Raw genomic sequence first — 23842 nt, 5'->3', positions numbered from 1 at the left:
CTCCGGAGCCCCCACTTCGAGTGATCGACAAGGCCAGTACAGTAAGCGCACCACCCGTCCGACCGAGGCGCAAGGGGGCCCGCGTGGCGACGCTGGGTATGCACCGGGACTTTCTGCTGGAGTTCGCGGCACTGGAGAAATCCGTGCAGCGCAGGGTCTTCGACGTGTTCGAGAAGTTCACCGGAGCGACGCACACCGGCGCGCATCTGGAGAAGCTCACCCACCAGCGGGACCCGCGGATCCGGACCATACGGATCACCGACTTCTGGCGCGGAGTGGTCCTCAAGGCCGACCGGGGCGACGGGTACATGCTGCTGAAGGTGCTCCCCCACGACAAGGCGAACGACTGGGCGTACAAGCACCGGGCCTCGGTGAACGCCGCCACCCAGGGCGTCGAGATCCGCAACGACGTCGCCCTGGAACGCGCCACCGAGTCGCTGCGGGCCCTGGCCCCCGACGAACCCCGGAGGCTCTTCGCCGACCGCTCCGACAAGGTCCTGCGCAGCCTGGGCATCGAGGAGGAGATCCTGCCGATCATCCGGCTGCTTCCGGACGAGGCCCATCTGGAGGCGCTCCACCGGGTCCTGCCGGAGCAGCAGTTCGACGTTCTGATCGGCCTCGCGAGCGGGATGGAACCGGCCGACATCGACCGTGAGATCGTCCAGGCGTACGCGCGGGCGGCGGCTCCGGTGAACGCCGCGCAGCCCGAGGACGGGCTGGTCTCGGCGATGGCCCACGCGCGCGGCCGGGTCGCCCTGGTGTCCGGCCCCGAGGAACTGCGGGAGATCCTGGAGCGCCCGTTCGACGTGTGGCGGATCTTCCTGCACCCGGCCCAGTACCGGATCGCCTACCGGGAGTCGTACAACGGGCCCGCCCGGGTGACCGGCGGCCCCGGGACCGGGAAGACAGTGGTGGCCCTGCACCGGGCCTACCACCTGGCGCGCCGGCTGCCGCCGGACGCACCTGACGGATCGATTCTGCTGACCACCTTCACCAAGGACCTCGCCGGCGAGCTCGAACGCTGCCTCACGCTGCTCATCACGGACGAGCGGATCAGGGCGAAGGTCCGGGTGGTCACCGTCGACGCGCTGGCGAACGAGGTGCTCCGCCGCTCGCGGGGCGGCGCCCCACTGAAGATCGTCTTCAACCAGCGCGCGGTCCTCGCCCGCTGGGGCCGGATCGTCCGCCGGCTCGGGATCGACCTCACCGACGTCTTCCTGGACCAGGAGTGGCGGCAGGTCGTCCTGGCCCAGGCGATCGAGAGCCCGGAGCAGTACCTGAAGGCACCCCGGTCCGGCCGCGGTACGGCCCTCGGTCCGCTGCAGAAGGCCCAAGTGTGGCGTGCGGTGGCCGCGTTCGAGGACGAGCTGCGACAGGCCGGGGAGTTGACGTTCCTGCAGGTCTGCGCGCAGGCCGCGCGGGCGCTCGACGAACAGGACGACCGCCCGTTCCGGCACGTGGTGATCGACGAGGCGCAGGACCTGCACCCCGCGCAGTGGAGGTTCCTCCGCGCGATCGTCGCGTCCGGACCGGACGACCTGTTCCTCGCCGGCGACCCGCACCAGCGGATCTACGGGAACAAGGTCTCGCTGCGCTCACTCGGAATCCAGGTCGTCGGACGGTCCTCCCGACTGCGGGTCAACTACCGGACCACGCACGAGATCATCAGCTGGTCCGCGTCCCTGCTCACCGGCGAGCGGCCCGACGACATGGACGGCGGCGAGGACTCCCTCGTCGGCTACCACTCGACCCTGCACGGCGCGCACCCCGAGGTGCACGGCCACGTCGACAAGGCCGACGAGATCCAGGACCTCGTCGCCCGGATCGCGGCGTGGACCGCGTCCGGCGTCGCCCCGGAGGACATCGGCGTCGCCGCCCGGACCGCCCAGCTCGGCCGCGAGATCGCCCAGGCCCTGGAGCAGGCCGGGACGCCCGCCTACGTGCTCGGCAACGCACCGTCCCCGGGCGTGCGGGTCGGGACCATGCACCGGATGAAGGGCCTGGAGTTCCGCTGCGTCGCCGTGGTGGGCGTGAGCGACGGCCTGGTGCCCATGCGCAGCGCGATCACCCCGGTGGACACCGACCCGCTGCAGCACCAGGAGGACCTCAGCGGCGAGTTGAGCCTGCTCTTCGTGGCGTGCACGCGCGCACGCGAGGCCCTCAGCGTGTCCTGGCACGGCACACCGAGCGTCTTCCTCGAACCGGTCGTCCCGGCGCAGTTGCTCGCACGGTGACCCGCGGCGCCCCGGGCGACGCCTCCTCGACGAATCGCTCCGGGTGGTCGATCGGCCCGGAAGTTGCCCGGGGCCCGGAGGGGTGGGGTAATGGGAGGCGGCCGGTGTTCGAGCGTGTGACGAGCAGCCCCGGGAGCGTGGGATGAGCGGTGGGCCGGAACCGATCAGTGCCGAGGGCCTGCGTGCGGTGCAGGAGGACCTGGCGCAGTTGCGGGAGGAGCGGGGGAAGGTGGCCGCGACGCTGCGCGGGCTGGAACCGGTGGGGGACCGGGCGGATGCGGCGGACGAGTTGCAGCGGGCGTCGGAGGTGACCCGGCTGGACCGGCGGATCGCCGAGCTGGAGGCGCGGCTGCGGGAGGCCGAGGTGGCCGGGGAGCCGTCCGCGCGGGTGGTGGGGGTGGGATCGACGGTCACCGTGCGGTTCGACGACGGCACGGAGGAGACGGTCGAGATCTCCGAGCTGGCGGAGGAGCGGGACCTCACCCTGGTGACCTTCGACAGTCCGCTCGGGAAGGCGCTGCTCGGGCGGCATGCCGGGGAGACGGTGAACTACGAGACGCCGGCCGGCGCGGCCAGCGCGGTGGTGCTGTCGGTGGGCGGCACGGAATAGCCGGCACGCGATAGCCGGGGCGGAACAGCCGGGGCGGAACAGCCGGGGCGGAACAGCCGGGGCGGAATAATCCGAACGGAATATTCGGAACGGAATTCCCGGTCGCACTTTCGGGATGTCCGGCAGGCTTTCCGGACACCCGGCAAAGTGGGATATCCGTCGAATCTCCGATAGGCGCCGCCTATCGGCTCACAGGATTCACTTCTTTGACGCCCCGCGGCGACGGACCGCACACTGGACTGCGGAAATCCAGGAATGGCCGGAAAGCCGGAAACGGGGCAGGACAGCGCATGGGCGGTACCGACGGAATGCCCGCGCCCCGCACCGCCCGCTGGCTCCCGGCGGCCGCCGCCGTCGCCGTCGCCGCCTGGGGCGCCAACCAGTTCACGGCGCTGGCCACCGTGTACCGGGCGCGCACCGACTGGTCGGCGCTCTCGCTGGCCGCGATGTTCTCGGTCTACCTGCTCGGTCTGCTGCCCGGTCTGCTGCTGGGCGGGCCCGCCGCGGACCGGTACGGCCGGCGGCGGACGGTGCGCGGCGCGCTGGGCCTGTCCGCCGCCGCCAGCGTGGTGCTGGCGCTGCCGGACGAGCCCTCGGTGTACGCCGCCCGGCTGGCCACCGGCTTCGCGGCCGGGCTGGTCTTCCTGGCCGGGACGGCCTGGCTGCGCGAGCTCTCCGGGCCCGCCGTCCCGCCCGAGCGGGGCGCCCGCCGGGCGATGTACGCCACCGGTACGGGCTTCGCGGCGGGCGCGCTGGCCTCCGGGGTGATCGCCGAGTGGCTGCCCGGCCCGACGGTGCTGCCCGCCCTCGCCCATGCGCTGGGCTGCCTGCTGGTGCTGCGGGCCACCCGCGGACTCCCGGAGACCGCCCGGAGCCACGGCAACGGCAGCAACGGCAGCGGTAACAGCAGCGGCAGCGGCGGCGGCAACGGCGGGAGCAACAACGGCAGCGGACCGGCGGCCGTCCACCACCCCCGGTTCCGCGCCGTCCGCCACCCCCGGTTCCGCTACGTGGTCCTGCCCGCCAGCCCGGCCGTGCTCGGCGCCGCCACGGTGGCGTACGTGGTGCTGCCGCCGCTGGTCGCCGACCGGGTGCCCGGCTACGCGCCGCTGTTCAGCGGCCTGGTCGCGGCGCTGACCCTGGCCACGGGCGTGGTCGCCCAGCCCTTCGCCGCCCGGCTGGACGACGCGGACAGCGCCCGGGCCACCCTCACCGCGATGGCCACGGTGATCGCCGGGCTGCTGCTCGGCGCCCTCGCCGCCGACCTCGACTCGGTGGGCCTGGTGGTGGCCGCCGCCCTCGTCCTCGGCACCGGGTACGGGCTGACGCTCGGCGCGGGGCTGCACGAGGTGGAGCGGCTGACCCCGCGCGCCTCCGGGCCGACCTCCGCCTCCCTCTACCAGAGCATCACCTCCAGCGGCTTCCTCACCCCGCTGCTGCTCGCCGGCACCGCCGGCCACGCCTCCTACCCGGCGCTGCTGGCGGGCATGGCGGCCGTCGGCCTGCTCTGCCTGGCGGTCACCGCCGCGCACAGCCGCCGCCACCTGCCCGACCCGCCGGACCCGTACGCCGCCGCCAGGAGGGAGGATTCATCCGTACAGACCTGACGGAGACCTTCGAGGAGCCGACGACCATGGGCCGAGTGACCGTCCCCCGCAGAGTGCTGCGCCTGCGCCAGGGCGCACCCTCGTACCGTCCCGACACCCTGGCCGCCGAGGAGCCGATGGAGATCCGGGTCGGCGGGCGCGCGCTGACGGTGACCATGCGCACCCCTGGCAGTGACTTCGACCTGGCGGCCGGGTTCCTGGTCAGCGAGGGCGTGGTGCACGCCGCCGAGCAGGTGGCGAGCATCCGCTACTGCGCCGGTGCCACCGCCGACGGGGGCAACACCTACAACGTGGTGGACGTCCTGCTCGCCCCCGGTGTGCCGGCGCCCGACGCCTCGCTGGAGCGCAACTTCTACACCACCTCCTCCTGCGGCCTGTGCGGCAAGGCCAGCCTGGACGCGGTGCGCACCACCGCGCCGTGGAGCGTCGCCGAGGACGGGCTGCGCGTGACCCCCGCGCTGCTCTCCGCGCTGCCCGACCGGCTGCGCGCCGCCCAGAAGGTCTTCGACAGCACCGGCGGCCTGCACGCGGCCGGACTGTTCGACGCCGACGGGCGGCTGCTCTGCCTGCGCGAGGACGTGGGCCGGCACAACGCGGTGGACAAGGTGGTCGGCCACGCGCTGCGCGAGGGCCTGCTGCCGGCCCGCGGCACGGTGCTGATGGTCAGCGGGCGGGCCTCCTTCGAGCTGGTGCAGAAAGCGGTGATGGCGGGCATCCCGGTGCTCGCGGCGGTCTCCGCGCCGTCCTCGCTGGCCGTGGACCTCGCGGAGGAGAGCGGGCTGACCCTGGTCGGCTTCCTGCGCGGCGACTCGATGAACGTCTACACCCGCACCGACCGCGTCGACACCTCCACGCCGGCCACCACCGCTCCGGCCACCACCACCGGCGCCACGGCCGCCAGCACCGCCCCCGCCACCGCCACCGCCACCGCCACCGGAGTCGAGTAGGCGATGCTGTTCCGCCAGCTCGAGTACCTCGTCGCGCTCGCCCGGGAGCGCCACTTCGCCCGCGCCGCCCAGGCCTGCCACGTCTCCCAGCCCGCCCTCTCCGAGGCGCTGCGCAAGCTGGAGGACGAGCTGAAGGTGCTGCTGGTGCGGCGCGGCCGCGCCTACGAGGGCCTGACTCCCGAGGGCGAGCGGATCGTGCTGTGGGCGCAGCGCATCCTGGCCGACCGGGACGCCCTCCGGGACGAGGTGGACGCGCTGCGCACCGGCCTGAGCGGACGACTGCGGATCGGCTCGGTGCCGACCGCCTCGGGCGCCGTGTCGCTGCTCACCGGGCCGTTCTGCACCGCCCACCCGCTGGCCGCAGTGGAGCTGTCCACCGACCTTCGATCCGATGAACTCCTGCGCCAGGTACGGAACTTCGAGATCGACGCGGGCGTCACCTACCTGCCCGGACCGGGCGAGGACGACCTGCGGGCACTCCCGCTGTACGAGGAGCGGTACGTCCTGCTGACCGGTCTGGCCGACGAGCCGGCCCAGCAGCCGCGGGCGACCTGGGAACAGGCCTCCCGGCTGCCGCTGTGCCTGCTGCACCCGGGCATGCAGGGCCGCCGGGTGCTGGACGAGGTGTTCGCGGGGCTCGGGCTGGCACCGACGCCCCGGGTCGAGACCGACTCGGTGGCCTCGCTCTTCGCCCACGTCCGCACCGGGCACTGGGCGAGCGTCGTGCCGTACGCGTGGCTGCACGTGTTCGGCGTGCCGCGCGGGATGCGGGCGGTCCCGCTGACGGAGCCGGCGCACAGCGCGCCGATCGGGCTGGTGATCGCCGCCCGGGAGCCCGGCTCGGTGATGGCCCGCGCCCTGCTGGAGGTCGCCCGGCGCACCGAGGTGGCCACCGTGCTCGGCAGCCTGCCGGCGGCGTGATCGCCCGGGCCGGGGCCCGAGACCGGGGACCGGGGACCGGGGCCTGACCGCCCGAGCCACGACCGCTCGACGCGCGAGGACCGTCCGGGCCACGACCGCTCGACGCGCGAGGACCGCCCGAGCCACGACCGCTCGACGCGCGAGGACCGCCCGGGCCACGACCGCTCGACGCGCGAGGTCCGGCCTCCGGACGTAGCGTCGACTGCAACGCCGGGTGTCCGACCCCCGTGCGACGGAAGGCGAGGCCCGTGACCACCTCCGACGACGCCGTCACCACTCCCCCGCAGGAGCCCCCGGGGCAGGAGGAGGTCGGCCCCTCCCCCGCCGGCCCGCCCCACGCCCAGCCGTACCACCACCCGGCCGCCGGCTGGGGCGCCGCCAAGAGCGTCACCCGCTTCCTGGTGCGCGAGGGCGCGTACCTGGACGGGCCGCGGGCGGTGATGCGGATGAACCACGAGAACAGCGGCTTCGACTGCCCCGGCTGCGCCTGGCCCGACGACACCAAGGGCCTGCACCTGGACATCTGCGAGAACGGCATCAAGCACGTCACCTGGGAGATGACCCGCAAGCGGGTCGGCCGGGAGTTCTTCGCCGCCCACACGGTGACCGAGCTGTCCGGGTGGAGCGATTTCGCACTGGAGGACCAGGGCCGGCTCACCGAGCCGATGGTCTACGACCCGGACACCGACCGCTATGTCCCGATCGGCTGGAAGGACGCGTTCGCCCTGGTCGGCCGCACCCTGCGCGGGCTGGACGACCCCAACCGGGCCGCCTTCTACACCTCCGGCCGGCTCGGCAACGAGGCGACCTTCCTCTACCAGCTGATGGCCCGCGAGCTGGGCACCAACAACCTGCCCGACTGCTCCAACATGTGCCACGAGGCCAGCGGCCGGGCCCTGCAGGCCTCGCTCGGCACCGGGAAGGGGACGGTCGACCTCAAGGACTGGGAGGTCACCGACGCCCTGTTCATCCTGGGCGTCAACGCGGCCTCCAACGCGCCCCGGATGCTCACCTCGCTGGCCGAGGCGTACAAGCGGGGCGCGCAGATCGTGCACGTCAATCCGCTGGTCGAGGCGGCGGCGACCCGGACGATCATCCCGCACGACTTCACCGACATGGCGCTGAACCGGGCCACCCGCACCAGCACCCTGAACCTCCAGCCGCGGATCGGCGGCGACATGGCGCTGCTGCGCGGCATGGCGAAGGCGATCCTGGAACAGTCCGCGGCCGACGACCGGGCGCTGGACCGGCTGTTCATCGACCGCCACACCAGCGGGTTCGAGGCGTACCGCGACGTCTGCCTGGCCACGCCCTGGGACGAGATCGAGCGGCAGAGCGGGCTGGACCGGGCCGAGATCCTCAAGGCGGCGCGGGTCTACCGGGAGGCCGACCGCTCGATCTTCAGCTGGTGCCTGGGCGTCACCCAGCACGAGCACGGGGTGGACACCGTCCGGGAGATCGTCAACCTCCTGCTGCTGCGCGGCAATCTGGGCCGGGAGGGGGCCGGCCCCTCCCCGGTGCGCGGGCACAGCAACGTCCAGGGCAACCGCACCTGCGGCATCGACCACCGGCCCGCCGGCGCGTTCCTGGACCGGCTCGCCGAGGTGTGCGGGATCGAGCCGCCGCGCGAGCACGGGCTGGACACCGTCGGCACGATCGAGGCGATGCGGCGCGGCGACGTCACGGTGTTCGTCGGCATGGGCGGCAACTTCGCGCTCGCCGCCCCGGACACCCCGTACACCTACCAGGCCCTGGAGTCCTGCGAGTTGACCGTCCAGGTGAGCACCAAGCTGAACCGCAGCCACCTGGTGCACGGGCGGGCCGCGCTGATCCTGCCGTGCCTGGGCCGGACCGAGAAGGACCACCAGCGGGCCGGGGTGCAGTCCACCTCGGTCGAGGACTCGATGAGCATGGTGCACCTGTCGGTCGGCATGAAGCGCCCGGCCTCGCCGCACCTGCTCTCCGAGCCCGCGATCGTCGCCGGGATGGCCCGCGCGGCGCTGCCGGACAGTTCCACCCCCTGGGAGTGGTACATCGAGGACTACGACCGCATCCGCGACACCATGGCCCAGGTCCTCGACGGCTTCGAGGACTTCAACCGCCGGGTGCGGCTGCCGCTGGGCTTCCGGATCAAGCAGCCCGCCCGCGAGCTGGTCTTCGACACCCGCTCCGGCAAGGCGGAGTTCTCCGCCGCCCCGCTGCCCGACGTCGTCCCCGAGGTGGGCACCCTGGCGCTGGGCACGATGCGCTCGCACGACCAGTGGAACACCACCATCTACTCGGACAACGACCGCTACCGGGGCGTGCGGAACCTGCGCACGCTGGTGTTCATGAACCGGGACGACATGCGCGAGCGCGGCCTGGACGAGTTCGACCGGGTGGACGTCACCAGCACCGCCCGGGACGGGTCCACCCGCTCGGTGCACGGCTACCTGGCCGTCCCGTACGACATCCCGCGCGGCTGCGCGGCCGGGTACATGCCGGAGCTGAACGTGCTGTGCGCGATCGGCGACTACAGCACCCAGAGCGACCAGCCGATCATGAAGCACCTCAAGGTGACCGTCACCAAGTCGTCCTGACCTTCCAGGACGCCCGACCGCCCCGGCCGACCGGCCCCGGCGGTCAGGTGTCCTGGCCGGAGGGCTGGGGCGTCCAGCGGTGCAGGCCCTTGCGGTCGTAGTAGCGGGTCATCCCGAAGCCGAACAGCAGGGCCAGCGCCGCGCCGATTCCGATCATGACCCAGCCGCGGGTGAGCCCGGCGTCGGCCCTGGCGTCGAAGAAGAGGATCGCCCGGATGCCGTCGCTGAGCTGGCGCATCGGCTCGAAGAGGCTCAGGAAGCGGTAGAAGCCGGGGACCGCCTGGAGCGGGACGGTGGCGCCGGAGGAGGGCAGCGCCAGCGCGATGAAGACGAACATCGACACCAGCTGCCCGATCCCGCCGAACGCGGCGTTGATCGCCTGCACGCCGAGGCCCACGGCGAGGCTGGCGCAGTAGGCGAAGATCCACAGCTGTGCCAGGTGGGGGGCGTCCATGCCCAGGACGCCGACCGAGCAGAGCACCACGAGCGAGGTGGTGAGCAGCATGATCCCGGCCGTCATGACCATCTTGAGCAGCAGGGTCTGGGTGCGGTTGATCGGGACGGTCGGGCGGCGGGTGTGCCAGGGGCCGATCTCGCTGTCGCTGTAGCCGAGCGCGCCGTCGACGCCGTTGTGGACGATGTTGCCGCCGATGAAGCCGGTCAGCACGGCCAGCAGGGTGAAGTAGAAGGCGCTCAGGCCGAGCCCGCTGTGGCCGCCGATCGGGTGGCCGACCTGGGTGGTGACGGCGATCGGGTCGGCGAGCAGCAGCCGGGCGGTGGCTCCGGTGTCCGGGCCCGGGGCGCCGGAGGCCGGTACGGCGGCCAGCAGTTGCCCGCCGAGCGCCGACGAGGCCTGGTGGGCGGCGTTCTGGGAGATCTGCGCGGCGATCGAGGAGCCGAGGCTGCCCATGCCGGGGTTGGTCAGCACGGTGACGGTCGGCCGCTCGACGGCGCCGCCGGTGACCAGCGCGGTGACGGCGGCACTGAAGTCCTTCGGCACGACCAGCGCGCCGTAGACCTTGCCGGCGGCGAGCTGTTCGCTCAGTCCGGCCGCGTCCACCTGCCGCCACTGGACGGTGCTGTCGGGAGTGCCGGCCACCACGGCGGCGGCCAGCCGGGCGCCGAGGGGCTCCGCCTGCCCGGGCGGCGGCGGGCCCTGGTCCTCGTTCACCAGGGCGATCGGCAGCCGGTGCAGGTGCCCGCTCGGGTTGAGGATGCCCCCCATGTAGAGCAGGGAGAGGAGGACGGCCAGCAGGCAGCACAGGACGCCCGGGAAGAGCCACAGTTTCGGGTTCCGTGCGAGCGTCAGCGCCCGCGCCTGCCGGGGAGGCCCCTGGGAGTCTGCGGTCGCCATGCCACCCCTCGGGTTCGGGCACGACCTGGTGCCGGTGCCGGTACGGCGGGAAGTCGTTCCGTGGCGGCCCGGCGGCCAAACCCCCGTCACCCGGCCGGCCGCCGCCCGCCCCGGGGCGCGGACGGACAGCGGCGGGCGCGGACGGGAAGCAGCGGGCAGTGGCGGGCAGTGGCGGGCGCGGACGGGCGGCGGCGGCAGGCACCGGCGTACGCCGACAGAAAGGTAAAGGTTTTACCAAGTGCGCAAGTATCGCTCCCGGGCGGGACTAAGCTCTGACGAGTTGGGGTGAACCGGCGGTCGCGTCGCGCGGGCCGGTGAGCTCCTTGCCGCGTCGATGACACGCACCACGGGGTGCGCCGGCCGGGAGGAGGCGAGAGACATGGATTGCAGTAGTCCGGGCCACAGTTGCCCCTGCCCCCGCCTGCCCTCGCACACCTCCGGCATGCGGTAACACCTTTCCCCGCAGCACGTCCTGACGATCCGTCACCATTCTTCGGCAGTCATCAGCGACGACGGCACGCCATGTCCGCACGCGGCTCCGCCGTGCCCGCACGCCACCGTACGGGCCGCGCAGCCGCGCGCCGATGCGCCGTGCCCGCCCGCGGGGAGAGCCGCCGCCTGCCTCCGAACCGCCCCTCCGGGGCCCAGGGAGGAAACCCATGACCACCCACGCCACGCTCAACTCCGCTCCGCCCGAGCCGCGTTCGGCCGTCCTCGACGACGCGCACGTCGGCGACATCAAGGGCGCGCTCGGTACCATCCGGCTCGACGACACCACGCCCCGGCACGGCCTGTCGGCGAGACTGAAGACCCTGCTCGCGATCGTCGGGCCCGGCCTGATCGTGATGGTCGGCGACAACGACGCCGGCGCCTTCTCCACCTACGGCCAGGCCGGACAGAACTACGGCACCCAGTTGCTGTGGACGCTGCTGATGCTGGTCCCGGTGCTGTACGTCAACCAGGAGATGGTGCTGCGGCTGGGCGCCGTCACCGGCGTCGGCCACGCCCGGCTGATCCTGGAGCGCTTCGGGAAGTTCTGGGGCGCGTTCAGCGTGATCGACCTGTTCCTGCTGAACGCGCTGACGCTGGTCACCGAGTTCATCGGGGTCACGCTCGCGGCCGGGTACCTGGGCCTGCCGAAGGCGGCCTCGGTGGTGCTCGCCGCCGGGATCATCATCGCCTCGGCCTTCACCGGCTCGTTCCAGCGCTTCGAGCGGGTCGCCGTGACGCTGTGCCTGGGCTCGCTGCTGCTGGTGCCGATCTACTTCATGGTCCACCCGAAGACCTCGCGGATGGCGCACGACTTCGTGGTGCCCGCCATGCCCGGCGGGTCGGGCGGGCTGGCGGCCGTGATGCTGGTGATCATCTCCATCGTCGGCACCACCGTGGCGCCCTGGCAGCTGTTCTTCCAGCAGTCGTACGTCATCGACAAGCGGATCACCCCGCGCTTCATGACGTACGAGAAGGCCGACCTCTGGATCGGCATCGTGATCGTGATCGTCGGCGCCGCCGCCATGATGGGCCTCACCGCCGCCGCCTTCGCGGGCACCGACGGCTTCGGGCACTTCTCCGACGCGGCCGCCGTCGCCCGGGGCATCGAGGACAAGGCCGGGCACCTGGCCGGCGTGCTGTTCGCCATCGCCCTGCTGGACGCCTCGATCATCGGCGCCTTCGCGGTGTCCCTGTCCACCGCGTACGCGATCGGCGACGTCTTCGGCATCAAGCACTCGCTGCACCGCGGGGTGAAGGGCGCCAAGGGCTTCTACGGGATCTACGCGGGCCTGGTGGTCGCGGCGGCGGCGATCACGCTGCTCTCCACCGACTACACCCAGGGCCTGATGACCCAGTTCGTCCAGGTGCTGGCCGGGGTGCTGCTGCCCTCCGCGACCGTCTTCCTGCTGCTGCTCTGCAACGACCGCGCGGTGCTGGGCCCCTGGACGAACGGGCCGCGGACCAACGCCTTCACCTCGCTGGTGGTCGGCGTCCTGGTGATGCTCTCCCTGATCCTCACCGCCGCCGTGGTCTGGCCCGGCATCGACTCCGGGACGATCCTCCGGATCATGGCCGGCTGCGGCGTGGCGGGCGTGCTCGTCGCCGGGTACTCCTTCACCTTCGGGCGCCGCGGCACCAAGGAGGACCCCGTCGACCGCACCGGCCGGGAGAACTGGCGGATGCCGCCGCTGGAGACCCTCGACAAGCCGGTGCTGTCCACCGCCCGCAAGGTCGGCATGGGCGCGCTGCGCGCCTACCTGCTGATCGCGACGGCCATGGTCGTCGTCAAGATCGTCCAGACCGCGCTGAACCACTGAGCCGACCACGAAGGAGCCCCCGCGCCATGGTCCCGCACCGCCCCAGGCTCGACGCCGTCTTCTCGCACCACCCCGCCCCGGGCCGGCGCCCGGCCCCGCGACCCGCGCCCGCGCCCGGCCTGGTGGTGGACACCGACCAGCGCACCGTCACCGTCGAGGGCCGGCACGTCACCATGCCGTACCTGGAGTTCGAACTGCTCGCGCACCTGGTCGGCAACCCGCTGCGGGTGCACTCCCGGCGCCAGCTGATGGAGAACGTCTGGGGCCGCCCGGACACCGGCGACTCCCGCACCGTCGCCACCCACATCGCCCGGATCCGGCGCAAGCTCGGCCCCGGGCACCGGGAGGCGATCGCCACCGTCCGGCAGATCGGCTACAAGTACGACCCCCGGCTGGCCCGGACCGCCTGACCCCGGCCCGGGACGGCGCGCCCCCGGGACGGGACACGGCGCCCCGCCCGGGGCCGGGCGCACCCGGTGGCCCCGTGGGGGCGGGCGGGTTTGCGTACGGACGTCCCGAGGGAGCAGACTGCCCGGGTTTGCCCCGGAGGTACCGCCATGACCCTGACGAAGCCCGCCCCGGGCCGGTCCCGGAGCCCGCTGCCGGGCCTGTCCCGGGGCTCACTGCCCGCCCGGACCGCGCACCGGCTCGGCGGGCGGGTCTGGACGGACCTGGTCGTCGCGGCCGCCGTCCTGGTCCTGCTCTACCTCGTGCTGCGGCTCGGCCAGGGCGGCGCCGTCCGCTTCTCCACCACCCGGGACGCGGCCGTCGACACCGACCCGGCCCGGCTGCCGTACGACGCGGCGCGCTCGCTGCTGCGGATGTTCGCCGCGCTCGCCCTCTCGGTCGTCTTCACCTTCTGCTACGCCTACGCGGCCGCCCGCAGCCGCCGGCTGGAACGGGTGCTGATCCCGGCGCTGGACATCCTCCAGTCGGTGCCGGTGCTCGCCTTCCTGAGCCTCGCGGTCTCCGGTTTCCTCGCCCTCTTCCCCGGCTCGGTGCTCGGCCTCGAATGCGCCGCCGTCTTCGCCATCTTCACCTCCCAGGCGTGGAACATGACCTTCGCCTTCTACCAGGCGCTGGTCTCGCTGCCCCGCGAACTCGACGAGCTGTCCCGCTCCTTCGGGTTCAGCCGGTGGACGCGGTTCTGGAAGGTCGAGCTGCCCTCGGGCATGATCGGCCTGGTCTGGAACGGCATGCTCGGCTTCGGCGGCGGCTGGTTCTTCCTGGTCGCCTCCGAGGCGATCACCGTGGACGGCCGGCGGTACGCGCTGCCCGGGGTCGGCTCGTACGCGGGCGCGGCCATCGCCGCCGGGGACCTCGGCCGGGTCGGCTGGGCCATCGCCACCATGGTGGTACTGGTGGTCGGCGTGAACTTCCTGTTCTGGCGGCCGCTCACCGCCTGGGCCGAACGCTTCAAGAACGAGCAGTCCGAGGCCACCGAGGTGCAGCGCTCGGTCGTGCTGGACCTGCTGCGCCGCTCCCGGCTGCCCGCCGCGCTCGGCCGCGCGCTGCGCCCCGCCGGACGGGCCCTGAACCGGGCCGGGCGGGTGTTCGGCACCGCCGACCGCCCGCCCGCCGTCCACCCCGGCCGGCGGCGGGCCGGGGACGTGGCCTTCGCCCTCGTCGCGGGCGGCATCGTGCTGTGGGGCCTCGTCGACCTCGGCCGCTACCTGGCCGACCGCACCGGCCTCGGCGTCTTCGGCGAGCCGCTGCTGCTCGGGCTCGCCACCCTCGCCCGGGTGGTGGTGCTGGTCGCGGTGGCCACCGCGGTCTGGGTGCCGATCGGCGTGAAGATCGGCTTCTCGCCCCGACTGACCAGGATCGCCCAGCCCGTCGTCCAGGTGCTGGCCGGCTTCCCCGCCAACTTCCTCTTCCCCCTGGTGGTCTGGCTGCTGCTGCGCACCGGGGTGTCGATCGACCTCGGCGGCATCCTGCTGATGGCCCTCGGCTCCCAGTGGTACATCCTGTTCAACGCCATCGCCGGTGCCATGGCCGTCCCCGCCGACCTGCGCGAGGCCATGGACGACCTGGGCGTACGCGGGTGGCAGCGCTGGCGGCGGCTGATCCTCCCCGGCGTCTTCCCGGCGTACGTCACCGGCGGCATCACCGCCTCCGGCGGCGCCTGGAACGCCTCCATCGTCGCCGAGGTGGTCACCTTCGGCTCCACCACGCTGACCGCGACCGGCCTCGGCGCGTACATCGCCCGGGCCGCCGAGCGCGGCGACCACCCGCATCTGCTCGCCGGGGTCGCGGTGATGAGCCTGTACGTCGTCGCCCTCAACCGTCTGCTCTGGCGCCGGCTGTACCGGCTGGCCGAGCGCCGCTACTCGCTGTAGTCCGGAGTCCGCCGATGCGCTTCCCGTTCCGCAACCGTGCCGCCGAGCCCGCACCCGCCCCCGCACCCGCCCCCCACGAGGACGGGGACGGGGAGGCGCTGCTGGAGACCGCCGGTCTGACCAAGTCCTACGCCGGGGCCGCCGGCGAACTGCCGGTGCTCTCCGGCATCGACCTCACCGTCCGGGCCGGCGAGGTCGTCGCCGTGCTCGGACGCTCGGGCTCCGGCAAGTCCACCCTGCTGCGCTGCCTGGCCGGCCTGGTCCCGCCCAGCTCCGGCACCGTCCGCTACCGCGGCACCCCGCTCACCGGCGCCAACCCCGGCACCGCGCTGGTCTTCCAGACCTTCGCGCTGCTGCCCTGGCTGACCGTGCGGCAGAACGTCGAACTCGGCCTGGAGGCCCGCGGTGTCCCTCCCCGGGAGCGCGCCCGGGCCGCCGACCAGGCCATCGACCTGATCGGCCTGACCGGCTTCGCCTCCGCCTACCCCAAGGAGCTCTCCGGCGGCATGCGCCAGCGGGTCGGCTTCGCCCGGGCACTGGTCGTCGAACCGGACGTGCTGATGATGGACGAGCCGTTCTCCGCCCTCGACGTGCTCACCGCCGAGAACCTGCGCGGCGAGCTGATGGAGCTGTGGGAGTCCGGCCAGTTCCCCACCCGGGCCGTCGTCCTGGTCACCCACAACATCGAGGAGGCGGTGCTGATGGCCGACCGCATCGTGGTCCTCGGCGCCCGCCCGTACGGGACGATCCGGGAGACCGTGGAGGTCGCCCTGGAGCGGCCGCGCGACCGCGACTCGGCCGCCTTCGACGAGCTGGTGGACCGGGTGTACCGGATCATGACCGGCCGGCCCAAGGACACCCGCCCGTCCGGCCGCACCGAACCCGACCCCGAACGGCGCACCGTCGCCGCCACCCCGCTGCCCAGCGCCGGCGTGGACGGCCTCTCCGGTCTCGCCGAGACGATCGCCCACCGGGGCGGGAGCTGCGACCTGGCCGGCCTCGCCGACGAACTCGGCCTGGACATCGACGACCTGCTCCCCCAGGTCGACGCCCTCGACCTGCTGGGCTTCGCCGAGGTCCACGGCGACGACCTGCTGCTCACCGCGACGGGCGCCGCCTACACCGGGGCCGACGCCCAGGAGGCCCGCGCCGTCTTCGCCGCCGCCGCCCTGGAGGTCCCGCTGATCAAGCTGATCGCCAACAGCCTCGGCGGCCGGCCCGGCGCCACCGTCCGCACCGGCTTCCTGCGCGACCTGCTCGGCCGCCACTACACCGGCGAACAGACCGACCGGCAGTTGGAGACCGCCACCGACTGGGGCCGCTACGCGGGGCTCTTCGCGTACGACGCCGACCGGCAGGAGTACCGGCTGGCGGCGCCGGGCCGCTGACCGGCCCGGCCGCACGCCGACGCCCCGGGCGAGCACCGCGGAGGGCCGGGAGGGCTCAGCCGGTCGCCGGGCGGCGGCGCACCGCGCGGGCCGCGCGGGCGAAGGGCTGCGGCGCGGTGGCACCGGCCGGGGCTGCGCCGTCGTCGTCGCCGTCGCGGCGGGCGGGCAGGTCGTGGGCGATCAGCGCGGCCTCGGTGAGCAGCCCGCGCACCTCGGTGGCCCGGTAGAAGATCCGCGTCCCCTCCCGGCGCGCCACCACCAGCCCGGCCGCGCGCAGCTTCGCCAGGTGCTGCGAGGTCGCCGACACGTGCGCCCCCAGCAGTTCGGCCAGCTCGCTCACCGGCAGCTCCCGGTGGCTCAGCGCCCACAGCAGCCGGTACCGCGACGGGTCCGCCACCGCCTTCAGCACCGCCACCGCCCGCTCCGCCGCCTCGGCGTCCCAGGCCTCTTCCCGCGCACCACCCATACAGGGATCGTACCGACGCCCGCCGGCCCGCCGACCCGCCCCTCGACGACGGCACCGGCCGGGCCCGGGGCGTGTCCGGTGGGTCCTGTCGGATCAGGGCGCGGCGTCGGGGCGCGGCGTCCGGGCGCGTGCCTCGCGGGGCCGAGGTGGGGGCACCTCCCGGCCGGACGCCGGGGGGCGCGTGGTGCACCCGGCAAAGCTCCGCACGACGCGCCCCGGCTCCGCCGCCGGCGCCCCTGAGGGCCTCGCGGCGTTCCGGGAGGCCGTTCCAGGCGGGTGTGAAACCGCAGGTCAACGGGGGTGGAACCGTTCCAGCGTCCCGGCTCGGCGGGGAGGTCTGGCGGACCGGCCGGACGACGGACCAGAGTGCTGCCCAGCGGTCGGCCCCGACGGCCCGCCGCCTTCCTCGCCTCCTTCATCCGCAACCTCACGGGGGAACCTCCATGTCCGCTCGCCGTACCCTGTTCGTCCCGGCCGCCCTCGCCCTGGGCGCCGCCCTCGCCCTGACCGCCTGCGGGCCGGACGGCGGCGACGCGGCCCGGCCCGTGAAGCCCGCCGGGACCATCGCGGGCGGCACCGCCCCCGGTGCCGCGGCACCCGCCGCGTCCGCCGACCGGCCGACCGTCGGCGCTCCGGCCCCGGCGGCCCCGGCCACCGCGGCGCCCGCCGCAGGCGGCTCCGCCCGCCCGAAGACCCCCGTGGTCCCCGCCACGGGCGGCGGGGCCGCGGCCGCCGGCGACGAGGCGTACGCCTACACCCACCCCTGCAAGGCCGACAAGCTGACGGTCAAGGTGTCCGCCCGGGCCGGGTCGCCCGACCAGCGGGTGATCGAGGTCCACAACCAGGGCACCGCCTACTGCGGCCTGAGCTACTACCCGCTCATCGGTCTCGGCAGCTCGAAGGCCCCCCACCACGGCGACGACCTCACCCCGCTGGTTCCGGGCGGGCTGGGCGGCCCGCCGGCCTACGCGCTGGCTCCCGGCAGGAGCACCTACGCGGTGGTGGACCTCAACCCCGGCAGCGGCGGGGTGGCCGACGTGGACCAGCTGAACGTCCTGCCCGACGACCAGATGCCCAACGCCGACACCCGGAACTTCCAGCTCGGCGCCGGCGCGAAGGTGGGCAAGCAGCCGAAGCTCGGCCTGTACCGGGAGAGCGTCGCCGACGCGGCGGCCTCCACGGAGACGGCCGGCCGGAGCTGACCTGCTGCTTCGCACTCCCCTGCCCCGGTCCCCGCCCCGGCCTGCCGGTACGGTGATTCGCGGATCGACGACATCCCGGGCCGGGCCCGGGGTGGGGGAAGGGCAGCGGATGAGTGTGGAGACCGAGGAGTTCGCGGCGATGCTGCGCGAACTCAAGGAGCGTTCGGGCCGCAGCTACGGGGCCCTGGCCACCCGGCTGCACGTCAGCACCTCCACCCTGCACCGCTACTGCAACGGCGCCGCCGTACCGACCGAGTACGCGCCGGTGGAGCGGCTGGCCCGGGTCTGCGGGGCCGGCGGCGAGGAACTGGTCGAACTGCACCGCCGCTGGATCCTGGCCGACGCGGCCCGCCGCCGGGAGGCCTCCCCCGCGGGCACTCCGGCCGCCGCCGCACCGGTACCCACGCCGACGCCCGCACCGACACCGCAGCCGCAGCCGCAGCCGCAGCCGGAAGCGGAGCCGCGGCTCCGGCCGGACGCCGCACCCGACCCGCAGTCCGCCGCCGCGCCGGAGGAGGAACCGGAGGTGACGACCACCCACCCCGTGCCCCCGCCCGCCGGGCCGCGCCGCCGCATCCGCACCCGGGTGCTGCTGAGCGCGACCGCCGTGGTCGCGCTGGCCGCCGTGGCCTCCGGCCTCCTCCTGCGCGACACCGGCGACAACGGCGGCACCCCGAACGCCTCCGCCTCCTCGCCCGCCGCACCGTCCGTCGCCGCCACCGCGGGGGCCGGTACGGCGCCCACCGGTGCCCCGGCACCGCCGGCCCCCGCGGGCTCCGCCGCCGCGGACACCCCGTCCGCCGCCGCCCCGGCGGCCCCCGAGGACCTCCCCGCGCCCTTCCACGTCAGTGTCCTCAGCAACGGCTGGGGCAGCCCCTGCGACCAGTGGTTCCTCTCCGCCCGCTCCCCCGCCCAGGTGACCCCGCCCCCGTCGTCCTCCGGCCGGATCGACAGCTGGGCGGCCTCCCAGCGCCTGGTCCCGGCCGGGCACCTGCGCATCGAGCTGACCGCCCTCGGCGCGAGCTCGGACGCCGTCGTGCTGAACTCCATGTCCGTACAGGTGGTCAGCACCCGGCCCGCCCCCAAGTGGAACGCCTACACGCCCGGGTCCGGCTGCGGAGGCGGGCTGGAACCGGCGTCCTTCGCGGTCGACCTCGACGCGGCCACGCCGCGCCTCGTCCCCGTCGCGGGCCGGGAGGGCGAACGGAGGACCGGCACGACGGACTTCCCGTACCGGATCTCGGCCACCGACCCGCAGGTGATCGACGTGGACGCCGCCACCCGTTCCCAGGACGTCAGCTGGTTCCTCGAACTGGTGTGGACCGGCAAGGACGGCCGCAAGGGCACGATGCGGGTGGACCTCGGCGACCAGCAGCCGTTCCGCACCGTCGGCATGCAGGGCGCGCCGAACTACGCCCACAACGGCACCTCCTGGACCCCGGCCCACAAGGAGGGCTGAGTCCGGCCGACGGCCGGGGGCGGGTGGCGCCCGACCCCTGGCCTACGTCAACGGTGCGGGCATAACCTCGGGGGATGACCGACCGCGTAGTCCCCGAACCGCAGCGCCGTCGACGCCGCCCCACCAAGCAGGGCGTGGTGCTGTCCGCCGAGCTGATCGTCGGGACCGCGATCCGGCTGATCGGCAGCCACGGCACCGAGGCGCTCACGGTGCGGCGGCTCGGCGCCGCGCTCGGCGCCGACCCGAGCGCGGTCTACCGCTACTTCCACAGCACCGACGACCTGCTGCTCGCCGTCGCCGACGAGCTGATCGGCCGCGCCCAGCACGGCTGGCGGCCCACCGGCGACTGGCGCGCCGACCTGCGCGCCATCGGCCTGCGCATCCACGCCAGCTACCTGGCCCACCCGCAGGCCGCCATCCTCGCCGCCCACCGCACCACCGGCCGCACCCACGAGATCGCCGCCGTCGAGGCGATCCTCGGCGTCCTGCGCAGGGCGGGCTTCCCGGACCCGGAGGCCGTCCGGATCTACCACGCCTTCGTCGACCAGAGCCTCGGCTTCGCCGCCCTGGACGCCGCCACGCTCGCCCTCCCGGCCCCTGCCCAGACCGCCGACCTCCAGGTCTGGCAGGCCTCCTACGCCCGGCTCGACGCCGCCGACCACCCCCACATCGCGGCCACCGCCCACCTGCTCACCAGCGACATGCGCCGCAGCGGCTACCCGTACGCCCTGGACCTGCTCCTGGAGGCCGCCGAGGCCCGGCTGCGAGCGGCGGGCGGCTGAGGCGGGCGGGCGCGTGACTTTCCTCGTGGCGGGTTCTGCAGGTGTGGCAGGCATGGCGCGCGGTGACGGGGGTGGCCGGCCCCGGACGCCCGGCGCGGCACCGCCCGGGCCCGGGCACGCCGCCGGCCGCCGGCGGTGAGCCCCCGTACGCCCACCGCCGACGGCCGGTCCGGCCCCTGCCCGGCTCAGTCCGCCGCGTGCACCAGCTCGCCGCCGACGTACGTCCGCAGGACCCGGGCCCGCGCGATCTCCTCCGGCGGCCCGGTGAGGATGTCCCGGTCGAGCACGACCAGGTCCGCGAGCCGCCCGGCCGCCAGCACGCCGGCGTCGTCGTGCCCGTTGAGGTACGCGCTGCCGGCCGTGTACGCGGCGATGGCCGAGCCCAGGTCGAGCCGCTGCTCGGGCAGGAAGACCCGCCCGTCGGTGGCCTCCGGCTCCATCCGGTTGACCGCCACGTGCAGCCCCGCCAGCGGGTCCGGGCTGCTCACCGGCCAGTCGCTGCCCGCCGCCAGGGTGGCGCCGGCCCGCTGGAGGGCGCCGAACGGGTACTGCCAGGCGGCCCGTTCGGGCCCGAGGAAGGGGATGGTCAGCTCGTCCATCTGCGGCTCGTGGGCGGCCCAGAGCGGCTGGATGTTGGCGACGGCGCCGAGCCGGGCGAAGCGCGGGAGGTCGTCCGGGTGGACCACCTGGAGGTGGGCGAGGTGGTGCCGGGCGCCGCGCCGGCCGTTGGCGGTGCGGGCGGCCTCGACGGCGTCCAGCGCCTCGCGCACGGCCCGGTCGCCGAGCGCGTGGAAGTGGACCTGGAAGTCGAGCGCGTCCAGTGCGGTGACGTGGCCGCGCAGCGCCACCGGATCGACGAAGCTGAGGCCGGAGTTGGCGGTGGCGCAGCCGCAGCCGTCCAGGTAGGGGCTGGTCATCGCGGCGGTGAAGTTCTCCGCGATGCCGTCCTGCATGATCTTCACCGAGCCGGCCCGGAACCGTCCGTGGCTCAACTCCGCGCGTCGCCGCACGAGTTCGGGGATCTGTTCGGCGCCCCGGTCCCGCTCCCACCACAGTGCGCCGGTCACCCGGGCGGTCAGCGCGCCGGAGCGGGCGGCGGCCAGGTAGGCGTCCGACGGGTCCGGCTGGCCGTTGAACGCGCCGAGCAGCGCGTCCTGCCAGCCGGTGATGCCGAGCGAGTGCAGCAGCCGCTGGGCGCGCAGCAGCCCGTCGAGCCGGTCGGCGGCGGTCGAGGGCGGCACCAGCCGGGCGACCAGGGCGGTGGCGCCCTCCTGGAGGGTGCCGCCGGGAGTGCCGTCGGCCTCGCGCTCGATCCGTCCGTCGGCCGGGTCGGGGGTGTCGGCGGTGAGCCCGGCGAGTTCCAGCGCCCTGGTGTTGGCCCAGGCGCCGTGGTGGTCCCGGTTGGTCAGGTACACCGGCCGGTCGGGGACGACGGAGTCGAGCAACTGCCGGGTGGGCAGTCCGCCCTCGAAGCTCTCCATCGACCACCCGCTGCCGGTGATCCACTCCTGCTCCGGGTTGGCGTCGGCGTACGCCCGGACGCGCTCCAGGTAGTCGGCGACGCCGACCGTCCCGGTGAGGTCACAGGAGGCCAGCTCGGCGCCGCCGAACACCGCGTGGATGTGCGCGTCCTGGAAGCCGGGCAGCAGCAGTTTGCCGGTGAGGTCGACGACCTCCGTCCTCGGCCCGATCAGCTCCCGGACCTCGTCGTGCCCGACGGCGGTGATCCGTTCGCCGACGACCGCCAGGCCGCTCGCCCGGGTGCGGGCCGCGTCGCCGGTGTGGACGGGGCCGTGGGTGAAGACCAGATCGGCCTCGGTCATGGGTGGTGCTCCGTTCTCGCGTCCTCGTGATTCGTCCTGCCGTACTGCGGGGTCACTCGGCCACGGCGCCCTCCCGCAGGAAGTACGGCGAGCGCCGCCGCCAGCGGGCCCAGGCCGCCGCCGGCAGCCCGCTGACCACCATCATGATCACCACGGACAGCTCGAACCACCCGTTGTCCGCGGCGAGTTCGAAGTGGTCCGTGGAGTCGTAGAAGCTCCAGGCCAGGTACCCGCCGACGGCGAGCAGCGCCGCCGCGCCCAGCAGCGGCCCGACGACCGCGCGCAGCCCCTCCGGCAGGTCGGTGCGCAGCAGCCCGCGGAACCGGACGGCTGCGGCGACGGCGGTCAACGCGTAGTAGAGCGCGACGACGATGCCGATCGCGTTGACCGCGGCCGAGATCAGGTCGTTGACGGTCGGGATGGCGATCGAGGCCAGTGCCAGCAGGACCGCGACGCCGGTGATCAGCAGGGTGCCGACGGCGGGCGTGGCGTGCCGGGGGTGCAGCCGGGTCCAGACCGGGCCGAGCACCCGGTCGCGCCCCATCGCGTACATCCCGCGGGCGGTCGGGATCACCGAGGACTGCAGCGAGGCCACGGCGGAGAACATCAGCGCGATCAACGGCAATGCGGCCAGCGGCTGTTCGGCGAGCTTCGTGCCGAAGTAGGTCAGTCCGTGGGCGCCGTTGTCGGCCAACTCGTCGATCGGCAGCACCCGTTGGAAGGCCGTTCCGGCGAGCAGGAACAGCGCCAGCATCACCACCAGGGCCAGCAGACCGCCCCGGGAGGCGTCCCGCGGGTCGCGCACCTCCTCGCCGACGCTGAACACCGACTCGAAGCCCCAGTAGCAGAACACCGCGAGCACCATGCCCTGGGCGACCGCGTCGAAGGAGGGGATGTCGAAGGGGTTGTACCACTGGAGCGAGAACGGCTGGTCGCCGGCGATCAGCCCGTAGCCGCAGAAGCCGAGCAGCACGGCGTACTCGAAGACCAGCAGCGCCTTCTGCAGCCTGGCCGCCAGGTCCAGCCCGCGCACCGCGACCAGTGCGGCGCCCACCAGCACCACCAGGCCGATCAGGGTGCACTGGACGGTCGAGTCGGCGTCGAGCCGCAGCCCGGCGACGCTGCGGACGTGGGCCTGGTCCAGCAGCTGGACGATCGAGGAGCCGGTGACGGTCGTGGTGTACGCCATGAAGACCACGGTCCCCACGGTGTTCACCCACCCGGTCAGGAAGCCCAGCCAGGGGCTGAGGATGCGCCCGACCCAGCGGTAGCTGCTGCCCGCGTCCGGCTCGACGGCGTTCAGCCGCCCGTACCCGCCGGCGATGGCGAGCACCGGCAGGAAGGCCAGCAGCATGATCGCCGGAAGGTGCAGGCCGACCACGCCGGCCATCAGGCCCAGGCCGATCCCGATGCTGCTGGTGGCGGCCGTGCTGGAGGCGGCGATCACCGCTCCGTCCACCAGGCCGAGCGACTTGCGCATCGTGACGTGGGAGCCTCGCGCGTCCGCTCTCGGGCCGCCGCCCGTGTCCTTCACCGTCGATGCCAACGGATCACCGCCTTGGTCGTGGGGTGCGCGTGTGGGGGAATCCCGGCACCGGTCGCAGAGGGTGACGCGGGCGGGAAGTGCGAGCCATGAAACCGGCGGCCCCGCCACACGTCAATGGCGTTGTCATAAGCCTCCGCGCCGTCGCCGCCCCGTCCGCACGGTCGCCGCCCCGTCGCCGCCCCGTCCGCGCCGTCGCCGCCCCGCCCCGCCCCGGCCCGGCCCGTTCCGGCCCGAGGGGCCCGCCGGTCGTCCGGCGGGCCCCTCGGTGCCTCCTGC

General features: G+C 74.2%; 17 protein-coding genes. 13 read left to right on the top strand and 4 right to left on the bottom strand.

What is annotated here, in order from left to right; genetic code table 11:
- The first annotated feature begins 83 nt into the window (after positions 1-83).
- The 6 genes from ACFVHV_RS22850 (at position 84) to ACFVHV_RS22825 (ending at position 8898) form a co-directional block, all read left to right on the top strand.
- Positions 84-2234, top strand: a complete 2151-nt coding sequence (locus ACFVHV_RS22850) for a UvrD-helicase domain-containing protein (RefSeq protein WP_380353033.1) — start codon at positions 84-86, stop codon at positions 2232-2234.
- A 142-nt stretch (positions 2235-2376) separates the two neighbouring features.
- Positions 2377-2844 (top strand): GreA/GreB family elongation factor, encoded by a 468-nt coding sequence (locus tag ACFVHV_RS22845; protein WP_359897621.1) that lies wholly within the window; start codon positions 2377-2379, stop codon positions 2842-2844.
- Positions 2845-3134: 290 nt separating this feature from the next.
- Entirely contained in the window at positions 3135-4451 is a 1317-nt protein-coding gene (locus ACFVHV_RS22840; protein WP_380353031.1) for an MFS transporter, read from the top strand.
- Positions 4452-4477: 26 nt separating this feature from the next.
- Positions 4478-5398, top strand: a complete 921-nt coding sequence (fdhD, locus tag ACFVHV_RS22835; protein ID WP_380353029.1) for a formate dehydrogenase accessory sulfurtransferase FdhD — start codon at positions 4478-4480, stop codon at positions 5396-5398.
- Positions 5399-5401: 3 nt separating this feature from the next.
- Entirely contained in the window at positions 5402-6319 is a 918-nt protein-coding gene (locus tag ACFVHV_RS22830) for a LysR family transcriptional regulator (RefSeq protein ID WP_359897618.1), read from the top strand.
- Positions 6320-6567: 248 nt separating this feature from the next.
- Positions 6568-8898 (top strand): FdhF/YdeP family oxidoreductase, encoded by a 2331-nt coding sequence (locus tag ACFVHV_RS22825; protein ID WP_380353027.1) that lies wholly within the window; start codon positions 6568-6570, stop codon positions 8896-8898.
- A gap of 43 nt (positions 8899-8941) precedes the next feature.
- Here ACFVHV_RS22825 and ACFVHV_RS22820 read toward each other — a convergent pair whose 3' ends face one another.
- Positions 8942-10252 (bottom strand): DUF3533 domain-containing protein, encoded by a 1311-nt coding sequence (locus tag ACFVHV_RS22820; protein WP_359897614.1) that lies wholly within the window; start codon positions 10250-10252, stop codon positions 8942-8944.
- Positions 10253-10911: 659 nt separating this feature from the next.
- Between ACFVHV_RS22820 and ACFVHV_RS22815 the strand changes: the two genes are divergently transcribed.
- From ACFVHV_RS22815 to ACFVHV_RS22800, 4 genes are all read left to right on the top strand, one after another.
- Positions 10912-12561 (top strand): NRAMP family divalent metal transporter, encoded by a 1650-nt coding sequence (locus ACFVHV_RS22815; protein WP_380353025.1) that lies wholly within the window; start codon positions 10912-10914, stop codon positions 12559-12561.
- A 26-nt stretch (positions 12562-12587) separates the two neighbouring features.
- Complete coding sequence (locus tag ACFVHV_RS22810; RefSeq protein ID WP_359897612.1) at positions 12588-12971, top strand: winged helix-turn-helix domain-containing protein; 384 nt, start codon at positions 12588-12590, stop codon at positions 12969-12971.
- Between the two features lie 147 nt (positions 12972-13118).
- Positions 13119-14900 carry an ABC transporter permease gene (locus ACFVHV_RS22805; protein ID WP_380353023.1) on the top strand — a complete coding sequence of 594 codons (1782 nt, stop codon included), beginning with the start codon at positions 13119-13121 and terminating at the stop codon, positions 14898-14900.
- A 14-nt stretch (positions 14901-14914) separates the two neighbouring features.
- Positions 14915-16288: a nitrate/sulfonate/bicarbonate ABC transporter ATP-binding protein gene (locus tag ACFVHV_RS22800; protein ID WP_380353022.1), complete on the top strand. Its 1374-nt coding sequence runs from the start codon at positions 14915-14917 to the stop codon at positions 16286-16288.
- A gap of 55 nt (positions 16289-16343) precedes the next feature.
- Here the strand turns inward: ACFVHV_RS22800 and ACFVHV_RS22795 are convergent, their stop codons facing one another.
- Positions 16344-16754 (bottom strand): metalloregulator ArsR/SmtB family transcription factor, encoded by a 411-nt coding sequence (locus ACFVHV_RS22795; RefSeq protein WP_359897608.1) that lies wholly within the window; start codon positions 16752-16754, stop codon positions 16344-16346.
- Positions 16755-17197: 443 nt separating this feature from the next.
- Here ACFVHV_RS22795 and ACFVHV_RS22790 point away from each other — a divergent pair, with 443 nt between their 5' ends.
- The 3 genes from ACFVHV_RS22790 to ACFVHV_RS22780 all read left to right on the top strand — a co-directional run bounded on the left by ACFVHV_RS22790 (position 17198) and on the right by ACFVHV_RS22780 (position 20197).
- The gene (locus ACFVHV_RS22790; RefSeq protein ID WP_380353020.1) at positions 17198-17956 is read left to right on the top strand and encodes a hypothetical protein; all 759 of its coding nucleotides are present in this window, start codon (positions 17198-17200) and stop codon (positions 17954-17956) included.
- A 109-nt stretch (positions 17957-18065) separates the two neighbouring features.
- Positions 18066-19415, top strand: a complete 1350-nt coding sequence (locus ACFVHV_RS22785; protein WP_380353018.1) for a helix-turn-helix domain-containing protein — start codon at positions 18066-18068, stop codon at positions 19413-19415.
- A gap of 74 nt (positions 19416-19489) precedes the next feature.
- Complete coding sequence (locus ACFVHV_RS22780) at positions 19490-20197, top strand: TetR/AcrR family transcriptional regulator (RefSeq protein WP_359897605.1); 708 nt, start codon at positions 19490-19492, stop codon at positions 20195-20197.
- A gap of 185 nt (positions 20198-20382) precedes the next feature.
- Here the strand turns inward: ACFVHV_RS22780 and ACFVHV_RS22775 are convergent, their stop codons facing one another.
- Together ACFVHV_RS22775 and ACFVHV_RS22770 are read right to left on the bottom strand one after the other, a co-directional pair.
- On the bottom strand, positions 20383-22020 hold the full coding sequence (locus tag ACFVHV_RS22775; protein WP_359897604.1) for an amidohydrolase: 1638 nt from the start codon (positions 22018-22020) through the stop codon (positions 20383-20385).
- Between the two features lie 52 nt (positions 22021-22072).
- Positions 22073-23500, bottom strand: coding sequence for an APC family permease (locus ACFVHV_RS22770; protein WP_359897603.1), 1428 nt, complete (start codon positions 23498-23500; stop codon positions 22073-22075).
- Positions 23501-23842 lie beyond the last annotated feature (342 nt).

The organism is Kitasatospora sp. NPDC127116, assembly GCF_042677365.1.
GTDB lineage: Bacteria > Actinomycetota > Actinomycetes > Streptomycetales > Streptomycetaceae > Kitasatospora > Kitasatospora lactacystinica.
Note: the sequence above shows the minus strand (reverse complement) of the source record. Positions and strands in the feature narration are given on the sequence as shown.